The following is a 14,931-nucleotide window of genomic DNA, read 5'->3' on the forward strand; positions in this document are numbered from 1 at the left end:
ATTAACGCCGCCAGCACACACTCTGATGCCCGCCACTCAGTGGCAGTACTACCAGGATGTGTTGCAGCGGCGCCGGCCGGCATTGGCGCCTCAACTGGCAAAGGTGGCCGAGCACATACTTGCGGAGGCACCCTGGATGCAAGCCAGTATCGCGCGCCTGGCAGAGAATCCAGTGGCGACCTTTTGTCACCGCGATCTCAACCCGGACAATTTACTGCTGCACAACCAGCAATTATTGTGTATCGATTTTGAATACGCCTGCACCAGTGACCCGCGCCTAGAGCTGGCCGCGCTGCTTGCACACCACAAGCTTACCAGCGCGCAAACACGCAAAATTAAACAACAGCTGTTACCAGGTAGCCCACAGCAACAGGCGCTGGACTTTGCCGACGCCAGTTACTGCTATTGGGTATTTACGGCCTGCTGGGGCGTCATTATGTGCGACGATGGCAAGGCCGCGCTGAGCTGGCTCAAAGAGGCCCTAGGCCATTTGCACTACCACAAATCACGGCTCTTGCTTTAGCGCTTCGCGCTCGCGCTGATACGCCTCGTAAGACTGGTTTACCTTGTCTAGGCAGGCCTGCTGTTGATTGGGTGGCAGCTGCAGACAATCATTCCGATTGCTTTGTTTTAGGCCCTCGTAGACCTGTTTGTTCGAACAGCCCGCCAGTATTAACACCAGCAACCCGGTCAAAACCCATCGAAATAATGACATACCCCCTCCTTTGATTGTCGCCAACGCGCGTCGGCGTAAATCTGTTGGATACCCGGCTTGTCGCAAAGTTCACCACTTAGCGCCAAGTCATCAACCGGTCTTCATCGCGCAACAGGTACAGGGCCACGCAGGCAGCCCACATTGGCCAGGCGGCAAAAAACAACAGGTGCGAACCCTCAAAGGGGTCTAGGTATTGGCGAAAAGACGAAAAGGTAGAGGCCGAGTGCGCCAACAATACCAGGCCATAGCTCCATCGCTTCCATACGCCAAAGAGGAACGCCGCCAGCAAAAGCATCTCGGCCACGGCCAAGCCATAGATCGCCAGGGTTTCGACACCGGGAATAGCATAAAAATGCTCGAAAATTCGAATGGCATGGCTCGGATTGACAAATTTATCGAGCGTCCACATAAACATGACTAAAAAAACAGAGAGGCGCAATACCAGCAAAGATAGGGGAAGGTGTTTCATCGTGTAAGTCTCAAACAAAGAGTGTCGCCCCTTCTGAGTCTGTCGATCGCCCGTTGTTACACCCGTTCAGTCTGATTGCGGCAGATAGCGGTAGTGGCCCGTTATCGGGTAGCGGAATAATACGTCCTCCATCACCGGCCCGGCACCAATATTGTGAACAATCAAAGGGCGCGCGCCGTCGTCAGATCGAGCGTCGACCACTATGCCAATATGGGGCAAATTCCCGGCCAGCATCCAGGTCACCAGATCGCCTGACTGATAGTCCTTCGCCTGCTGGGAGATGGGTAGCGCGCTGCCCTGGCGGCGAAAGTATGCGGCGAGATTTGGCACCCGCCGATGGTCAATGTTGGAGTCTGGCCGACTGAGCCCCCACAGGCGAGCCGAGGGGTATTCGGCAAAAGCCGCGCGCATGTCCTCGTGCACCCGCTGCTGCAAATCCACGCCCAAGGCCCGGTAGCTGCGAATGACTACGTCCGTGCACACACCCATGTGCGCCGGCACGTCGCCCATGGGATAGTCTATCGACACATAGCGACCATCGTAGGTCACCGAGTGCCGGGTGCGCTCCATTGCGGCTGCCGCCAAATCCCGTGCGGTCCAGGCCTGCACACAGTGCACCGCCGCCAAAGCCACAATAAAAACAACTGCCCGACAGCGCGCTTGCTGCACCCAACGTAACCCGTTCATTGCACGCCCCCTCTCCAATTGACAATTACACACGCGTGGCCACATAGGTAATCGCATGCAGACCGCAGGCTTTTGTGCGACCCACTCGCTGATTCTGGGCACGCCTCATCCCCGGCAACAAATTAGACGCGCGTAAACTAAGCCAGCCAAGCCACAGGCTTCACAGCTTGGTGCGCGTTAACTTGGTGATCAGTCGATCGAGCTGGTCGGCAAAATTTTTGCGATCAGCGTGATTAAGAGGTGCAGGCCCGCCGGTGTGAACACCACTGGCGCGCAGCGTATCCATGAAATCGCGCATATTCAGGCGCGACTTAATATTGGCCTGCGTGTAGGCCTCCCCGCGCGGATTTATGGCATAGGCACCCAAGGCCAGGACTTCATCAGCCAGAGGGATATCCTGGGTAATCACTAAATCGCCCGGGCTAAGGCGCTTTACAATTTCGTTGTCGGCCACATCAAAACCTGCGGCCACCTGCACGCTGCTGAGGTATTTCGAGGCCGGCACCTTAATAAACTGATTGGCCACCAATGTCGTCGCAATTTTCTTGCGCTCCGCCGCGCGAAAAACTATCTCTTTGATCACGCCTGGACAGGCGTCTGCATCAACCCAGATGTGCATAAATCTAGACTACCGATGGTGTGTGTTGTCCCAGTATAAGAACGGGATACCAAAGCAACATCGCCCAAAGTGCAGAACCTGTAAAGACCAAAACCAGCAGGCTGCAGCTGCTGTGCAGCAGCCATGTTTTTAACTGTCCAACACTGTGATGGCTCAACCACAGAAAAGACTGTCGAACGTTGCATCGAAAGCGGCGCCAGGCCGCTTGCCACTCAGCCAACACGGCTTTGACGTAGTAGGCCAAAAAGGCCATGGCCAGTTCGATGCCGATGAGGTCGGCAAGCAAAATGATCTCAATGGCAAAGGGCGCTAGGGAAAGCAGCAACAACCACAATAAAACCACTCGGCGCCGGTCTGGCTCAACTGCGTACTGGCGCGCCGTTCGCCATGTGCGCTGCAACCACTGCATAATCATTGCGCCTCCTTGTGCACAACGCCTATCTAAACACTATGGGGGCACGGTGCCAAAAATCCACAGTGACTGCGCAAATTGCTAAAAGGGCAACTGCGCCAAATCGACATTGCCACCCGATAAAATAACGCCCACACGCTGCCCCTTGAAACCCTCCGCGTGCTCCATAATGGCGGCCACAGGTACCGCGGAGGATGGTTCCACAATAATTTTGAGGCGCGTCCAAAGCAACGCCATGGCTTCCACAATGGCCGGTTCTGTAACAGTCAACATAGCGTCCACATTGGCACAAATAAGGTCAAAATTGCGAACGCCCACCAGTGTGCGCAGGCCATCCGCCACAGTATTGGGCGTGGCCTGAGTGACGCGCTGCCCGCGATTAAACCCCACCGTCGCATCATCTGCGCCGGCCGGCTCGGTACCAATAACCTGCAGCTCCGGTCGACAGCCTTTGGCCGCCACCGCCGTACCCGCCAGCAACCCGCCACCGCCCACCGGCACAAGAACGGCCGACAGGGGTTGCGCTACCTGCATGAGCAGTTCCAGCATTGCGGTGCCCTGCCCAGCGATGATCTGGTTGTGATCATAGGGCGGCACAAAGTACGCGCCCGTGTCCTCAACTACCTGCACCAGGGCAGCCTCGCGATCGGCCAGGGTGGGCCGGCAAGTCACAATCTGACCACCGTAGGCGGCAACCGCTGCTTGCTTTACCGCCGGCGCATTATCGGGCATGACAACAATGGCCTTTAACCCAAATACCTGCGCGGCATAGGCCAGGGCAGCACCATGATTGCCGGAGGAATGAGTAGCCACGGTATCAACACCTGTTAACTGTGCCACGGCATTTATGGCACCGCGCGCCTTAAATGCGCCCACCTTCTGAAAATTTTCACACTTAAAATGTAGCTCGCAGCCCAGTGCCTTATTCAACAGCGCACTCGTGAGCACCGGCGTGCGATGTACCCATCGCTGAATGCGCGCTTGCGCCGCGTAGATATCTGCCAGTGTGACAATGTCGTTCATCGACAAGAATCCCCGAACACCTGCGCAACTGTGGCGCAACAAACGTTTGGTCGCGCTACAAAATTTGTGTAAAGCCACCGTAGATCAAGCGGCGTCCGTCAAACGGCATAGGGTTAGTCTCCGGCGACAGACGCGGATCTTGCATTAAGCGGGGCATGGCGCTATCGCGCACCGCTTTCGAAGGCCATTCGATCCAGGAGAAAACAACCGTTTCATCCGCACCGCACTGGACTGCCTGGGGAAAGGAAGTAATTTCCCCGGTGGGCACATCGTCGCCCCAGCACTCGACCAGTTTTAACGCGCCATATTCCTTAAACACGTCCGCCGCCGCTTTGGCATGTGCCAGATAAGCCGCCTTGTTTTCAGTGGGTACTGCCGCTACAAATCCATCGATATAGTGCATCGGGTGTCTCCTGTGTCTATGGGGTTATTTCAAGCGGGCTCGGCCTGCTTCTGGGCCAGGCGTCGCGCAAGACCCTGCAATAAAATTACCAATGCCACCATTTGCACCAGGTGATAGACGCCGTTGTGATCAAATGGCCACACCCAAGTAAATGACAATGCGCGGGTAGCTTGAATGGCAGAAGCCAGGATTGTGACGGCAATCCCCAGAGCCAACCAACCCGCGCCCGGTACAGTGCGCTTGAACGCCAGGACGGTATATCCCACCAGCGCCAGTAACATGATAGTAACTTGATACACAATAAACGGGGTAAAGGAACTGGGGAACAGCAGCGTGTAGCTGAAAAAGCCTCCCCCCAACAGCATGGCGGGCCCCATCACGCGCCGTCCGCTTTGTTCCGTCAACAGATCGCAGGTAAAAGCCACAAGAAATAGCGCCACCAAGAGCGCTAGCGCCAGGTAAATCACCGCCCAAAGTGAGTCGTATAGCCGGCTACCCAGCACCAGTCCATGCACTACAGCACCCAGTAATGCAGCCGTACCCAAGAGGCCAAATACCGCCTGCCAATTGCGCAAATAAAAACCTCGACCAAAGCGTCGCAGACTAAAGCCGATATACAATGCCAGCAACCCCATCAAAAGGTCTGTAACGGCAGTAGTCAGTTCGGTGGGGCTGGAAACAATCTCAATCATAGCGTCAACCTGATCACTGTTAGAGACTGGTGGCTGTGCCGTTTATTGCCAGTCTTGCAGGCCGTACTTTGCCATAATTTTTGCCAGTTCGCCGCTTTCGCGCAGCGCCTGCATTCCCTCCGATAAGATCTCGGCATAGCGTTTACCCAGTGCATTGGGCGAAAAAGCAATATACAAGGGCGCGCGCTCCACCGTACCGGGAATGTCACCCAGCATTCGGTAGTCGCTAAAGTCGAGCGACTGCGCGGTGTAGGTAAATACCGACAGGTCTTCAACAATGACATCAATGCGGTCACTTTGAAGCATCCGAATTAGACGCTCTAGCGGCCGATTACCCGTCACTAGATGAACCGGCACATTGGGTGTTACCAGATAATTATCCAAGGGCGGGCCATACTCGTAGTCTTTTATCGCGCCCAAGCGCACCTGACGCAGGCTTTTCAAACCGTCCACCTGCCAATTGCTCGCCTTGCGTCCCCAAAACACATTGGCCATTTGCCCCTGCGGACGCGTAGGAAAAATCAGGTGGCGAGTGTCTGGATCTTCTTTGGTGGCGGCAATTAAACCGTGCACCAATCCCTCACTTACACGCGCCTTTGCGCGGGGCCAGGGTAAATTGACGTAGGTCACGCGAATGCCGTGGGCACTAAAGACCTGCTTGGCAACTTCGATAATGTAACCCGGTCGCGCCTCATCGGCCGCATCGCAATTGAAAGGGCACCATTCGTCAGCCGCCAGGATCAGATGCTCACCGGCTGCGGCCTGGCCCCAGAGGGCAAGCCAACCGCACAGCAAGAGACCCGTAATATATCGCACGCAAGCTCCCCGTTAGGGCGATACCCACATACCACGCGTGGGATTATTTCGCCAATAAAAAAAGTAATGGCTGTTGTAGGCGAGCCGCCCAAGCATTCTCCGTGTGGTCGGCACCCTGTTCGAAATGAGTACGCCAGTACTCTGTTTGCCAACCGCGTTCGCGCAGTAACGTATCTACCTGCTGTTGATACTTGGGATAGTACTGGTCTAGCGTGGCATCGCCATAATCAAAGTAGAGTTTAGCGCTATTCGCAGGAATCGTATTCACCTGTTTTAAAAATTCAGTAAACGCCACACCGTCATCTTCAGTACCACCGAGCCAATGGGTAGACATTGCCGCCACCCCGCCAAATACCGAGGGGTACAGAGACAAGGCATACCAAGAAAACAAGCCGCCCATGCTGGATCCCGCCAGGAAGGTGTTGGCGCGATCGCCATGCACCCTGTAGTGTTTATCGATGTAAGGTTTCAACTCGGTAACAAGAAAACGTAAAAAGGCATCAGAATACACAGGGGCCGCCAAAAAGCGATCGCCAGAAGCGCGCCGCTGGCTATAAAAAACGGCGCGCGCTTCGCGCGCAAGCGACAGAAAAGGTTGCTCGGGAAAATATTCTGACTGTCGCCCTGCCCCAATATTGTGAATGGCCACAACAATAAACGGCCGCACCTCACCCGATTGAATTAACGCCGCTGCGATTTCATCCACCCGCCACTCCTGCCCATTCCACGTTTGCGCGCCATCAAACAGCATCTGGCCATCAAGCATGTACAGCACCGCATGAGGTTGGATGCCGTCGTAGCTGTCGGGCAACCACACATCAACCGGGCGCGTTGGCACCATGGCTGACGGAAAATCCGCAAGCCGTTCAAGTTTGCCGGCGGCAACTACAGGAAGAGATTCGGCTGCTTGCGCCACGCCAGCAGACAGTCCGATGGCTAAAATTAGCGCAAGGCAACACAAAAAAGACTGAATATTCACGGCGACTGGCTCCTCTCGCGTAAGGTTCAGATTGAGAAACCTGTACACTAGCGCCAAAAACTTCGCCTGTCGTTATGAATACGATGTCAGTACCGTCAGCCTAGCCGTGGCGCGCGGGCGCATAGTGACGCACAAAATCCCCGTGCTGAGGTAGTTGAGACACGGTTTTATCCACCTGGGTGCGAATCCCCTTCAGGAAGTCTTGCAGCTCAGTCTCGCTCATCATGTTGACAATGGGGTGATACTGTTCAGGCATAAGACCCTGCCCCAGCATTACTTGAATCCAGGAGTTTTCGCCAAACAGCTCGGTGGGGACTTTAAATACGCGCCCCGTTTGTTTAAACAACTCGATTCTGTGTGTCAACGTATCCGGGACTTCCATGCTCTTACAATGGCGCCAGAATTCTGTATCGGTCCGGTCGGTGACGTGGTAGTGCAAGATAATGAAATCGCGAATATTGTCCGACTCAAACTTCATTTGAGCATTGAATTCTTCTACATCCGGCTGGCGAATGCCGTCATAGGGGAACATCTGCATCAGGCGTACCAACGCGCGCTGAATCAGGTGAATACTAGTGGATTCCAGCGGCTCGATAAAGCCACTGGCCAACCCCATTGCCACACAGTTCTTATGCCAGTGTTTGCGACGTTGGCCAGTTTTGAACTTGATAACACGCGGCTCGTTAAGCGGCTTACCTTCAATATTCTTGGTTAAGCAATCTATCGCCTCTTGGTCGCGCCAAAACTTGCTGGAAAATACCATACCGTTGCCAACGCGATTTTGCAGCGGAATACGCCACTGCCATCCGGCATCGTGAGCAATAGAACGGGTGTAAGGGATCGGCTCGCCAACGGCTTCGGTTTGTACGGCAATGGCACCATCACAGGGCAACCAATGACTCCAATCATCGTAACCAACGTGCAGAGCTTGCTCAATCAATAGCCCGCGGAATCCCGTACAATCAATAAACAAATCACCTTCGACAAGCTGGCCACTTTCTAATAGCAAGGATTCAATAAAGCCATCATCCGCATTCAAATTTACGCGTTGAATTTTCCCTTCTTGCCGCTTAGCTCCATTTTGCTCGGCAAGTTTGCGCAAAAATTTTGCGTAAAGCCCTGCATCAATGTGATAGGCATAGTTAAGCCCCTCTCGACTAAGCACCGCGAATTTGTTGGCTTTAGCAGCGGCCCATTCCGGGCAATACTTACCAAACTCTTCACTGATTCCTAGATCGAGCCCCTTTTTCCAAAAATGCTGGAAGCCCGCAGCCCAGCAGTCCTTGCCTGTCCAACCAAAAGAGTGAATATAGTCTTGGCCCACATCGCGCCAGTTTTCAAAGGAAATGCCTAGTTTGAACGTACCTTGGACAGCGGAAAGAAAGTCTTTCTCGTTGATTTTTAACAGCTGATGCAAAGATAACAGGGTAGGAATTGTCGCCTCGCCCACGCCTACTGTAGGAATATCATCGGATTCAATCAGGGTGATATCCAGCGTCTTACCTAATAACTTTGCCAGTGAAGCCGCCGCCATCCAGCCAGCGGTTCCCCCGCCGGCGACCACCACTTTCTTAATTTTACGATGATTCACACTCTCTCCTAGGAGCCAAACCTCGGCTCACCACTTCAATTTATTTACTATTTCAGTGCGGGTTCGCTCTGCCGTAGCTCGATCTATTGTGCCTAGCAAGCCGCGGCCGGCCTCTGGGATATAGTCAAAGGATGCCGAACTTGCATCAAACACATAGTGGTTAAACAGCGTCTTCCACTGCAACTTTTGTGACTCTGGCAGATCTTTAAGCGACAAAATTGCGTGCAATAATGCCGAGGACGGCGAACCCAAGTAATCCGGGGTATTAAGCCACCAGTAGTTGACTAACATGTTGAACGGCGATAGCGACTCCACATGGTGCCACCACATGCTGGGAATAAAAATGCCATCGCCCGGCGCCAGCTCCGCAACCTGGGCATGTGCCATTGCCTCGGCAAAACGCGGAAAACGCTGCAAATCCGGTGCGGAAAAGTCCACTAGACTGATGGGCTGGCCGGCCGGAGTTCTATCAATCGGACCAACGTAGAGGTTGTCTAGCTGATCGGGCGGAAATAGCGTAAAGCGCCGCTGACCCGCTACGACGCAGGCAATATTATCGGGAAAATCGTAGTGCGCTGAAATCCGACTGCGATTACCAATCCAGGCACTGACCAGGGGCCCAGAATCGCCCAATTCCAGATCGTTTTGCTGGCGAAAACCCGGTAAAAACTTGTCTACCATGGACGAACCGACGTAGATCACCGGAGGCAGTTCATCGCCGCTGTGCTCAGAGAGTTTTTGCATCACTTGATGCAATGGGGCGGCCCCCCTTCTGAAATTGAAACCGGTGCAATCCTCGTTGTAAAACAACCGAGTTTCTGAACCGGGCTCTGTCACGTAAGCAGTGACCGGCGTATTGGTCCAATATTTTGAGAGGTAGGTAGCGGCACTTGCAATCGACGCCTGACAGGCCTTTGTTGCGGGCCAATCGCGTACTAACCCCTTTAAAATAATTGGCTCGCGGGCCTCCTGCACCATCGAGAAAACAGTCTCTGGCGTACAGTCTGTGTGGACACTGACTGGCTTGGGTGTGGGCAGCGCAGCCATGGGTCAACTAATCCCTTCTACCTGATTTTTCTTGCCAACCAAGGTCGCAATATTGCTCATAGACGCCAGCATCATGAAAATCGGCATTAAAAAACCTTGTTTATTAAATGAGTCCAGAACGTCTCCCGGCAACTCCTGAAATTTATCTTCATTTATAAAATGGAAACCCAGCAACTGGTTCTTTGAGCCGTCATTCAGCGTCACATCGATAGTGATAGACTCGATTAAATCAAACTCTTCTAGCGCCGCAATGAACTTATTGGCGTGCTCGTGACCCGCGTGAATCGCCTCCAGCATGTTGGCAGCCTCCTCCAGAAATGGGGTATTAGCGCCAAACTCATCGAACAGTCGCTCACCTTCTGACGTACTTACGCGAGGGTTATCCGTGTCGATGGAAACCACCCTGCGGCGCTCATCGGCGGCCTCGGTTTTCGGGCCCTGAAAGCCAATCAAAAATGGTTGGCGGCGAATCATTAATGGCTTGTAATTCGCGTGCCAGCCCTGCTCATCCAGAAACAGGTTTTCCTTGTCCTGAAAGCCAAACAGCGCTACCGGATAGGTAATGCCATTGTCGATATCTTTGTGCAGTAATATGGGGTATTCCCCCTGCACACTGCGAAACTCAAACGGAAAGGTCATAGCGTACATAACGTTATCGCCGTAGGCTGCGCTGAATGCCTTTATTACCCGAAGATCCCTGTGCTTTTCATTATTCAGTAATTCGAAATTCGCCATTATCATTCCTCGTTTATGCTCTTAGCGCGGCAATCCCGTCGCCATAATTTGTTGTAACAATGCACGATTGGTTGGCAAAGCCGATGCCATACTCGCGATTCGCTGCTTATTTTCGCTTATAGCGCGCGTCGCACGCGCCTGCTGCTGTGTGAACGTCGCGCGATCGAAGCGCATTGCAGTTGGCATATAGCCCATGCCGTATAGCACATACTGATAGCTCGCCGAGGGAAACAGCTCATCAACGCGCGGCGCGTCCTCGTGCCAAGGCGCCTGCTGCTGCCAAAATTGCAATCGGTCGCGCAGCGATTCGGAAGCCTGGTCGAGGTTTCGCATGGCGCGCCAATAGCTGCTGTCGTCGCGTTGACTAAGTACATAGTGCAACTTCAAAAAATCGACAATGGCGCGCCAGTGATAGTGCATCTTGTGATTGAATCGCCGGGCCGCAGGCGCCATCAGGGCTCGACTCCGCGGCAACTGATCGGCGAGCATGGCCGCACCTTGCTCAACCAGTGCCAACGCGGAGGCTTCCAAGGGTTCTACAAATCCGGCGGACATACCTATCGCCACACAATTGTTGACCCAAAACTGTTCGTAATGCCCTGGATTAAATTTTAACGGGCGAAAATCACTGGCCGCCATGGCTGCATGGGGGGCAGTGGCCTGCAGGTAGTCAGCCAATAACTGACGCGCTTGCGTCTCTTCACAATAATCTGAAGAATACACCAATCCCACACCGCGCCGGCTTTGCAGGCCTATATCCCAAACCCATCCCCGACTCAAGGCGGTGGATAGCGTTGTAGATGCAATGGGCGCGCTAGCATCGGCATAGGGCACCTGCACGGCAAGCGCACGATCGTTACACAGGCCGGGCTTAAGGCTCTTAAAAGTGGTGCCGTAATGCTTGCCAATCAATAGCGCCTGACTGCCGGTGCAATCCACAAACAAGTCGCCGGCAATGGCCCCACCGCGATCGAGCTGTAGACGGGTAATATCGCCATTGTCAGCACTGTCGATTGCGGTGACATTGGCGCGCACATGCCTGACATCCAGCTGCGCTATCGCGTGCTGTTGCAATAACGTGGCAAATTTTCCCGCATCCAGGTGGTAGCCATAGTTGAGATTAAACGCATATTCCGGCGTAACCGATTGCTTAGGTGCGAGTCCCTTGGCCGCCAGCACCGCCTGCGGTGTGACAAAATCGGCGAAATCAGTTGCGGATTCGGCACTTGCGCGCGCTTGTGCCAGCCAATAGTTGGCCAGATTGAGCGAGCCATAGTCGGCTGGCAGGCTAAACGGATGCGTATAGCTTGCCGGGACGGTGTCCGATTGCCAATTAACAAATCGCGTACCTTGCTTAAAACTGGCATCACACTGACGAATAAAAGTGGTTTCAGATAGGCCGATCCGCTGTAGGGTCGTACGCATCGAAGGCCAAGTACCCTCCCCGACGCCTAAAATTGGAACATCGGGCGACTCTACCAGCGTGACTGTAATACGCTCTGAGCGCCGATGTTCTGCGGCGATAAGCCCCGCCGTCAACCACCCGGCTGCGCCACCGCCCACAATGACAATATTCTGAATCTGGCCCGACATTATCGTTATCTACCACTGCCAATGACTTTATATAATGTAACCTATATAAACACAAAAGGGAGAACCACCGCGCGGTGATTCTCCCTATCACTAACTACAAGAAATCGATCTGAGGATCAGAACTTGTAGCGGGCGCCAATAGCGTAGCGAGGACCTATTTGAGCGGCAAACAGCGTTTGCATTTCATCGCGGCCGTACACATGTGTGGTTTCATTTGTGACATTCAACGCTTCAATAAATACGCTCGCGTTTTCATTGATTTCGTAACTGGCGTTCATATCCCACTGGCCATAGGCTGCAACATAGGTTGGGCCCACACCGACGTTAGCTTGACCGGTACCTGCCAGGAAGTCATCGCGCCAGTTGTAGGCGATACGCACTTGAATACCGTCCTTGTCGTAGTAGCCTATCAAGTTGGCCGAATCACTCAGGCCGGTCACCACGAACTGTGACTCTAGGCTAAAGTCGTCGTAACCAACATCAGCACCGACCAGTGTGGCGTTAGCGATCACACCGAAACCCGTATCGCCAAAGGCGTGCTGCACATTTAATTCCCAGCCATCAACTGTAGCTTCCTCAAGATTATCTGGCGTAGCAATACTGAAATTGCTGTATCCATCCCGCCCATCTACACCGATGATGATCCGGTTAACAGCATCAACACCTTCCGCTGTCGGATAGTTATCGATGATGTAGTTAAAGATGTCTCCACCTTGCGTAAATCCAGCGGCCCTGGCCTCATCCGCCATTGGGCTATTTATTGGGTGTGGCAAGTTAAAGGTGGTTTCATCCACAAAGCGGGTGCCGATAAAATTTTTCACATCTTTGTGGAAGTAGCCGATAGAGGCATAACTACCCTCGGCATAGTACCATTCGACGGAAAGGTCGGTATTTGTTGATTCGAGCGGATCAAGACCTGGCGTACCTCGTGCGCCATTACCACCATCGACACGAACAGGATTACTAATTGTCACCCCGCCCTGAATATCCTGGTAGTTAGGACGACCAATCGTTTTGCTCCAAGAGGCCCGCGCCACAATATCTTCTGTTACAGAAAGATTGAAATCAATATTCGGCAACAGCACACTGTAGTTGCCACCCTCACGCAGAACTTGGTATTCACCTGGAATTTGCTCTGCAGTCAGCTCGTTAGATCCATTACTCCATGTAATTCCACTGTAAACTGGCACCAGCACAGAAGAGTCAACATCGGTTTCTTCATGACGTAAACCTACATTTATGCGGACGGGCATATCGGCAACTTCAGTTGCCATATTCAGCTGAAGGAAAGCTGCGGTTGATTTCTCAGTTGTACGTTTGTCATCGGTAAAGCTACTGGAGGCACAAAGCGGTGTACCGCAATCACCCATGCCTACAATGCTCTCTGCATCACCATAGGTGGCATCGCCAGCGGCAACTAATTGATTAAATCGCTCAATCAACTGCACCATGTCAAAACCGTAAAAATCAGTTTGAATAAGACCACTACCACCGGATACTTGGTCAAACTCGCCGTCGATAGACATTGGCTGCATTAAGTCTGCTATATCGCCCACCTGGGTATTATTTGCACTCCAAGTATTGCGCTGAACCACAGAACCCTGCGAGCGATTGTTCACCTCGCCAATTTCAATACCAAAGTCGATACTTTCCATCAGGCTGTTATCAACGAAGGCGAAGTTTCCAGAAAAATTAGTTTGCTGAATCTCCATTCTCGATTGATTGTTGGTAAACACACTACCCGTGATTTGCATGTCGTCCGGCGTCAAGGGATTCGCCAAGCCGAGCTCCAAAATGGGCAGATCGGAATCGAAATAGCCGGTAGTTTTATCGCGCGTATAGGCAGCAATTGACAAGAGTGCACTGTCGCCATAGGGGCTGTTGGGCGAGGATTCGGCAGTAGAATTATGGTGATCAAATGCCAAGGTCAGATTTTCCGTGGCATTCCACTCAATATTAAAGCCAACCGAGTTATTTTCTGTGCGGGTGGCATCGGTACCCGCGCCCATGGAAAAGTCACTGCCGGCAAGATTTTCTGTGTAAACCAAAGGCGATGCTATCGGGCCGTCGGACCAAACCGTTTCCTGTGCGCCAAAGTTAAACCATGCCGACATATTGTTGTAGGCGCGCTCAACTTCCACTTCGCTGTAGGTGTAATCGAGTGTAGCCCGCACGGTTTCAATGGGTTCCCACTGAACGGTCAACTGACCATTGGTGCGCACGCGATTGTATTCGGCCAACTCATAGCCAATGGTTTGGGGCACTGAGTAGATGTCGCCAGCACCCGGGCGGTTGACTTGGTTTGCATCACTTTCGGGAGGGATACCGCCCCACTCAGAGGGGTTGGCGGTACACCAGCAGTTATCCACCTCACCGGGGAAAGTCCGCCAGCCGCCCACACTCGCGGTGGCCGCGCCGCTATCGCGCTCCTGGCGGCTTGCCGAAAGAGACACGCCCAGGGTGTCGTCTGCAAAGGTATTGGAAAACAGGCCAGAAATTTCCGGCGTCAAGTTATCGCCATCACGGGTTGATGTATCGTGCACACCTTTGATGCCCACGGTGGCAACTAAACCAGGAGCCTCAAGCGGGCGATTAGTTTTGATGTTAATAGTCGAGCCGATGCCACCGGTTGGCATATTGGCCTTACCGCTTTTATACACTTCAACGCCAGCAACGCCTTCAGCGGCCAAGTTGGCAAAGTCAAAGGAGCGGCTGGTGCCGCTGGCGGTAGGCATCTGGCGGCCATTGAGGGTGACCAGGTTATAGTCTGGCCCAAAGCCACGTACTGTCACTTTGCTGCCTTCGCCGCGCGAGCGATCGATAGACACACCGGTGATACGTTGCAAGGATTCCGCCAAGTTGGTATCGGGCATTTTGCCGATGTCTTCCGCAGAGATGGCGTCAACCACACCCTGGGCGTCGCGCTTGATATCCATTGAGCGCTGCAGACTACCGCGGATGCCGGTAACCACAATTTCCTCTAGCTGGTCCAGGCCTTCCTGATCATTGCTCTGACCGAATGCCGGGGTCATGGCGGTGGCGCCTAGTACCATGGAGATGGTTGCTGCCAGTTGTGTCTTTCTAAAGCTCTTGTATTCCATATCTCTGACCCGAGTTATTTGATTATTGTCTACGAGCTAATTTGTTATT

Annotated in this window: 16 protein-coding genes; 1 reads left to right on the plus strand and 15 read right to left on the minus strand. The window is 53.3% G+C overall.

Going from position 1 to position 14,931, the window contains the following annotated elements:
- A partial coding sequence (locus ACW8F6_RS13460) for a phosphotransferase family protein (protein ID WP_491576393.1) occupies positions 1-523 on the plus strand: 523 nt, incomplete at its 5' end.
- Here ACW8F6_RS13460 and ACW8F6_RS13465 read toward each other — a convergent pair.
- The 15 genes from ACW8F6_RS13465 to ACW8F6_RS13535 form a co-directional block, all read right to left on the minus strand.
- A complete protein-coding gene (locus tag ACW8F6_RS13465) occupies positions 506-715 on the minus strand; it encodes a hypothetical protein (RefSeq protein WP_491576394.1) in 210 nt (69 codons plus the stop codon). The genes ACW8F6_RS13460 and ACW8F6_RS13465 overlap by 18 nt on opposite strands.
- 76 nt (positions 716-791) lie before the next feature.
- Entirely contained in the window at positions 792-1,184 is a 393-nt protein-coding gene (locus ACW8F6_RS13470) for a hypothetical protein (RefSeq protein ID WP_491576395.1), read from the minus strand.
- A gap of 66 nt (positions 1,185-1,250) precedes the next feature.
- Positions 1,251-1,871: a DUF1287 domain-containing protein gene (locus tag ACW8F6_RS13475; protein WP_491576396.1), complete on the minus strand. Its 621-nt coding sequence runs from the start codon at positions 1,869-1,871 to the stop codon at positions 1,251-1,253.
- A 160-nt stretch (positions 1,872-2,031) separates the two neighbouring features.
- On the minus strand, positions 2,032-2,490 hold the full coding sequence (locus ACW8F6_RS13480) for a YaiI/YqxD family protein (RefSeq protein ID WP_491576397.1): 459 nt from the start codon (positions 2,488-2,490) through the stop codon (positions 2,032-2,034).
- 4 nt (positions 2,491-2,494) lie between these two features.
- Positions 2,495-2,905, minus strand: a complete 411-nt coding sequence (locus tag ACW8F6_RS13485; RefSeq protein ID WP_491576398.1) for a hypothetical protein — start codon at positions 2,903-2,905, stop codon at positions 2,495-2,497.
- A 78-nt stretch (positions 2,906-2,983) separates the two neighbouring features.
- Complete coding sequence (locus tag ACW8F6_RS13490; protein ID WP_491576399.1) at positions 2,984-3,925, minus strand: threonine ammonia-lyase; 942 nt, start codon at positions 3,923-3,925, stop codon at positions 2,984-2,986.
- A gap of 55 nt (positions 3,926-3,980) precedes the next feature.
- A complete protein-coding gene (locus tag ACW8F6_RS13495; protein WP_491576400.1) occupies positions 3,981-4,328 on the minus strand; it encodes a DUF1428 domain-containing protein in 348 nt (115 codons plus the stop codon).
- A gap of 29 nt (positions 4,329-4,357) precedes the next feature.
- A complete protein-coding gene (locus ACW8F6_RS13500; protein WP_491576401.1) occupies positions 4,358-5,020 on the minus strand; it encodes a DUF6962 family protein in 663 nt (220 codons plus the stop codon).
- Between the two features lie 42 nt (positions 5,021-5,062).
- The gene (locus tag ACW8F6_RS13505) at positions 5,063-5,836 is read right to left on the minus strand and encodes a substrate-binding periplasmic protein (protein WP_491576402.1); all 774 of its coding nucleotides are present in this window, start codon (positions 5,834-5,836) and stop codon (positions 5,063-5,065) included.
- A gap of 43 nt (positions 5,837-5,879) precedes the next feature.
- Entirely contained in the window at positions 5,880-6,815 is a 936-nt protein-coding gene (locus ACW8F6_RS13510; RefSeq protein ID WP_491576403.1) for an alpha/beta hydrolase, read from the minus strand.
- 100 nt (positions 6,816-6,915) lie between these two features.
- Complete coding sequence (locus tag ACW8F6_RS13515; protein WP_491576404.1) at positions 6,916-8,406, minus strand: tryptophan halogenase family protein; 1,491 nt, start codon at positions 8,404-8,406, stop codon at positions 6,916-6,918.
- Between the two features lie 27 nt (positions 8,407-8,433).
- Positions 8,434-9,453: a cupin-like domain-containing protein gene (locus tag ACW8F6_RS13520; protein ID WP_491576405.1), complete on the minus strand. Its 1,020-nt coding sequence runs from the start codon at positions 9,451-9,453 to the stop codon at positions 8,434-8,436.
- 3 nt (positions 9,454-9,456) lie between these two features.
- The gene (locus ACW8F6_RS13525) at positions 9,457-10,188 is read right to left on the minus strand and encodes a SapC family protein (protein WP_491576406.1); all 732 of its coding nucleotides are present in this window, start codon (positions 10,186-10,188) and stop codon (positions 9,457-9,459) included.
- 21 nt (positions 10,189-10,209) lie between these two features.
- A complete protein-coding gene (locus tag ACW8F6_RS13530) occupies positions 10,210-11,781 on the minus strand; it encodes a tryptophan halogenase family protein (protein ID WP_491576407.1) in 1,572 nt (523 codons plus the stop codon).
- Between the two features lie 116 nt (positions 11,782-11,897).
- Complete coding sequence (locus tag ACW8F6_RS13535) at positions 11,898-14,882, minus strand: TonB-dependent receptor (RefSeq protein WP_491576408.1); 2,985 nt, start codon at positions 14,880-14,882, stop codon at positions 11,898-11,900.
- Positions 14,883-14,931 lie beyond the last annotated feature (49 nt).

The organism is Simiduia sp., assembly GCF_058345725.1.

What these genes read in the sequence shown, in the direction of transcription:
- ACW8F6_RS13465 (WP_491576394.1), bottom strand. Translation starts at nt 715, where the DNA reads ATGTCATTATTTCGATGGGTTTTGACCGGGTTGCTGGTGTTAATACTG.
- ACW8F6_RS13470 (WP_491576395.1), bottom strand. Translation starts at nt 1,184, where the DNA reads ATGAAACACCTTCCCCTATCTTTGCTGGTATTGCGCCTCTCTGTTTTT.
- ACW8F6_RS13520 (WP_491576405.1), bottom strand. Translation starts at nt 9,453, where the DNA reads ATGGCTGCGCTGCCCACACCCAAGCCAGTCAGTGTCCACACAGACTGT.
- ACW8F6_RS13475 (WP_491576396.1), bottom strand. Translation starts at nt 1,871, where the DNA reads ATGAACGGGTTACGTTGGGTGCAGCAAGCGCGCTGTCGGGCAGTTGTT.
- ACW8F6_RS13500 (WP_491576401.1), bottom strand. Translation starts at nt 5,020, where the DNA reads ATGATTGAGATTGTTTCCAGCCCCACCGAACTGACTACTGCCGTTACA.
- ACW8F6_RS13535 (WP_491576408.1), bottom strand. Translation starts at nt 14,882, where the DNA reads ATGGAATACAAGAGCTTTAGAAAGACACAACTGGCAGCAACCATCTCC.
- ACW8F6_RS13530 (WP_491576407.1), bottom strand. Translation starts at nt 11,781, where the DNA reads ATGTCGGGCCAGATTCAGAATATTGTCATTGTGGGCGGTGGCGCAGCC.
- ACW8F6_RS13480 (WP_491576397.1), bottom strand. Translation starts at nt 2,490, where the DNA reads ATGCACATCTGGGTTGATGCAGACGCCTGTCCAGGCGTGATCAAAGAG.
- ACW8F6_RS13490 (WP_491576399.1), bottom strand. Translation starts at nt 3,925, where the DNA reads ATGAACGACATTGTCACACTGGCAGATATCTACGCGGCGCAAGCGCGC.
- ACW8F6_RS13495 (WP_491576400.1), bottom strand. Translation starts at nt 4,328, where the DNA reads ATGCACTATATCGATGGATTTGTAGCGGCAGTACCCACTGAAAACAAG.
- ACW8F6_RS13525 (WP_491576406.1), bottom strand. Translation starts at nt 10,188, where the DNA reads ATGGCGAATTTCGAATTACTGAATAATGAAAAGCACAGGGATCTTCGG.
- ACW8F6_RS13485 (WP_491576398.1), bottom strand. Translation starts at nt 2,905, where the DNA reads ATGATTATGCAGTGGTTGCAGCGCACATGGCGAACGGCGCGCCAGTAC.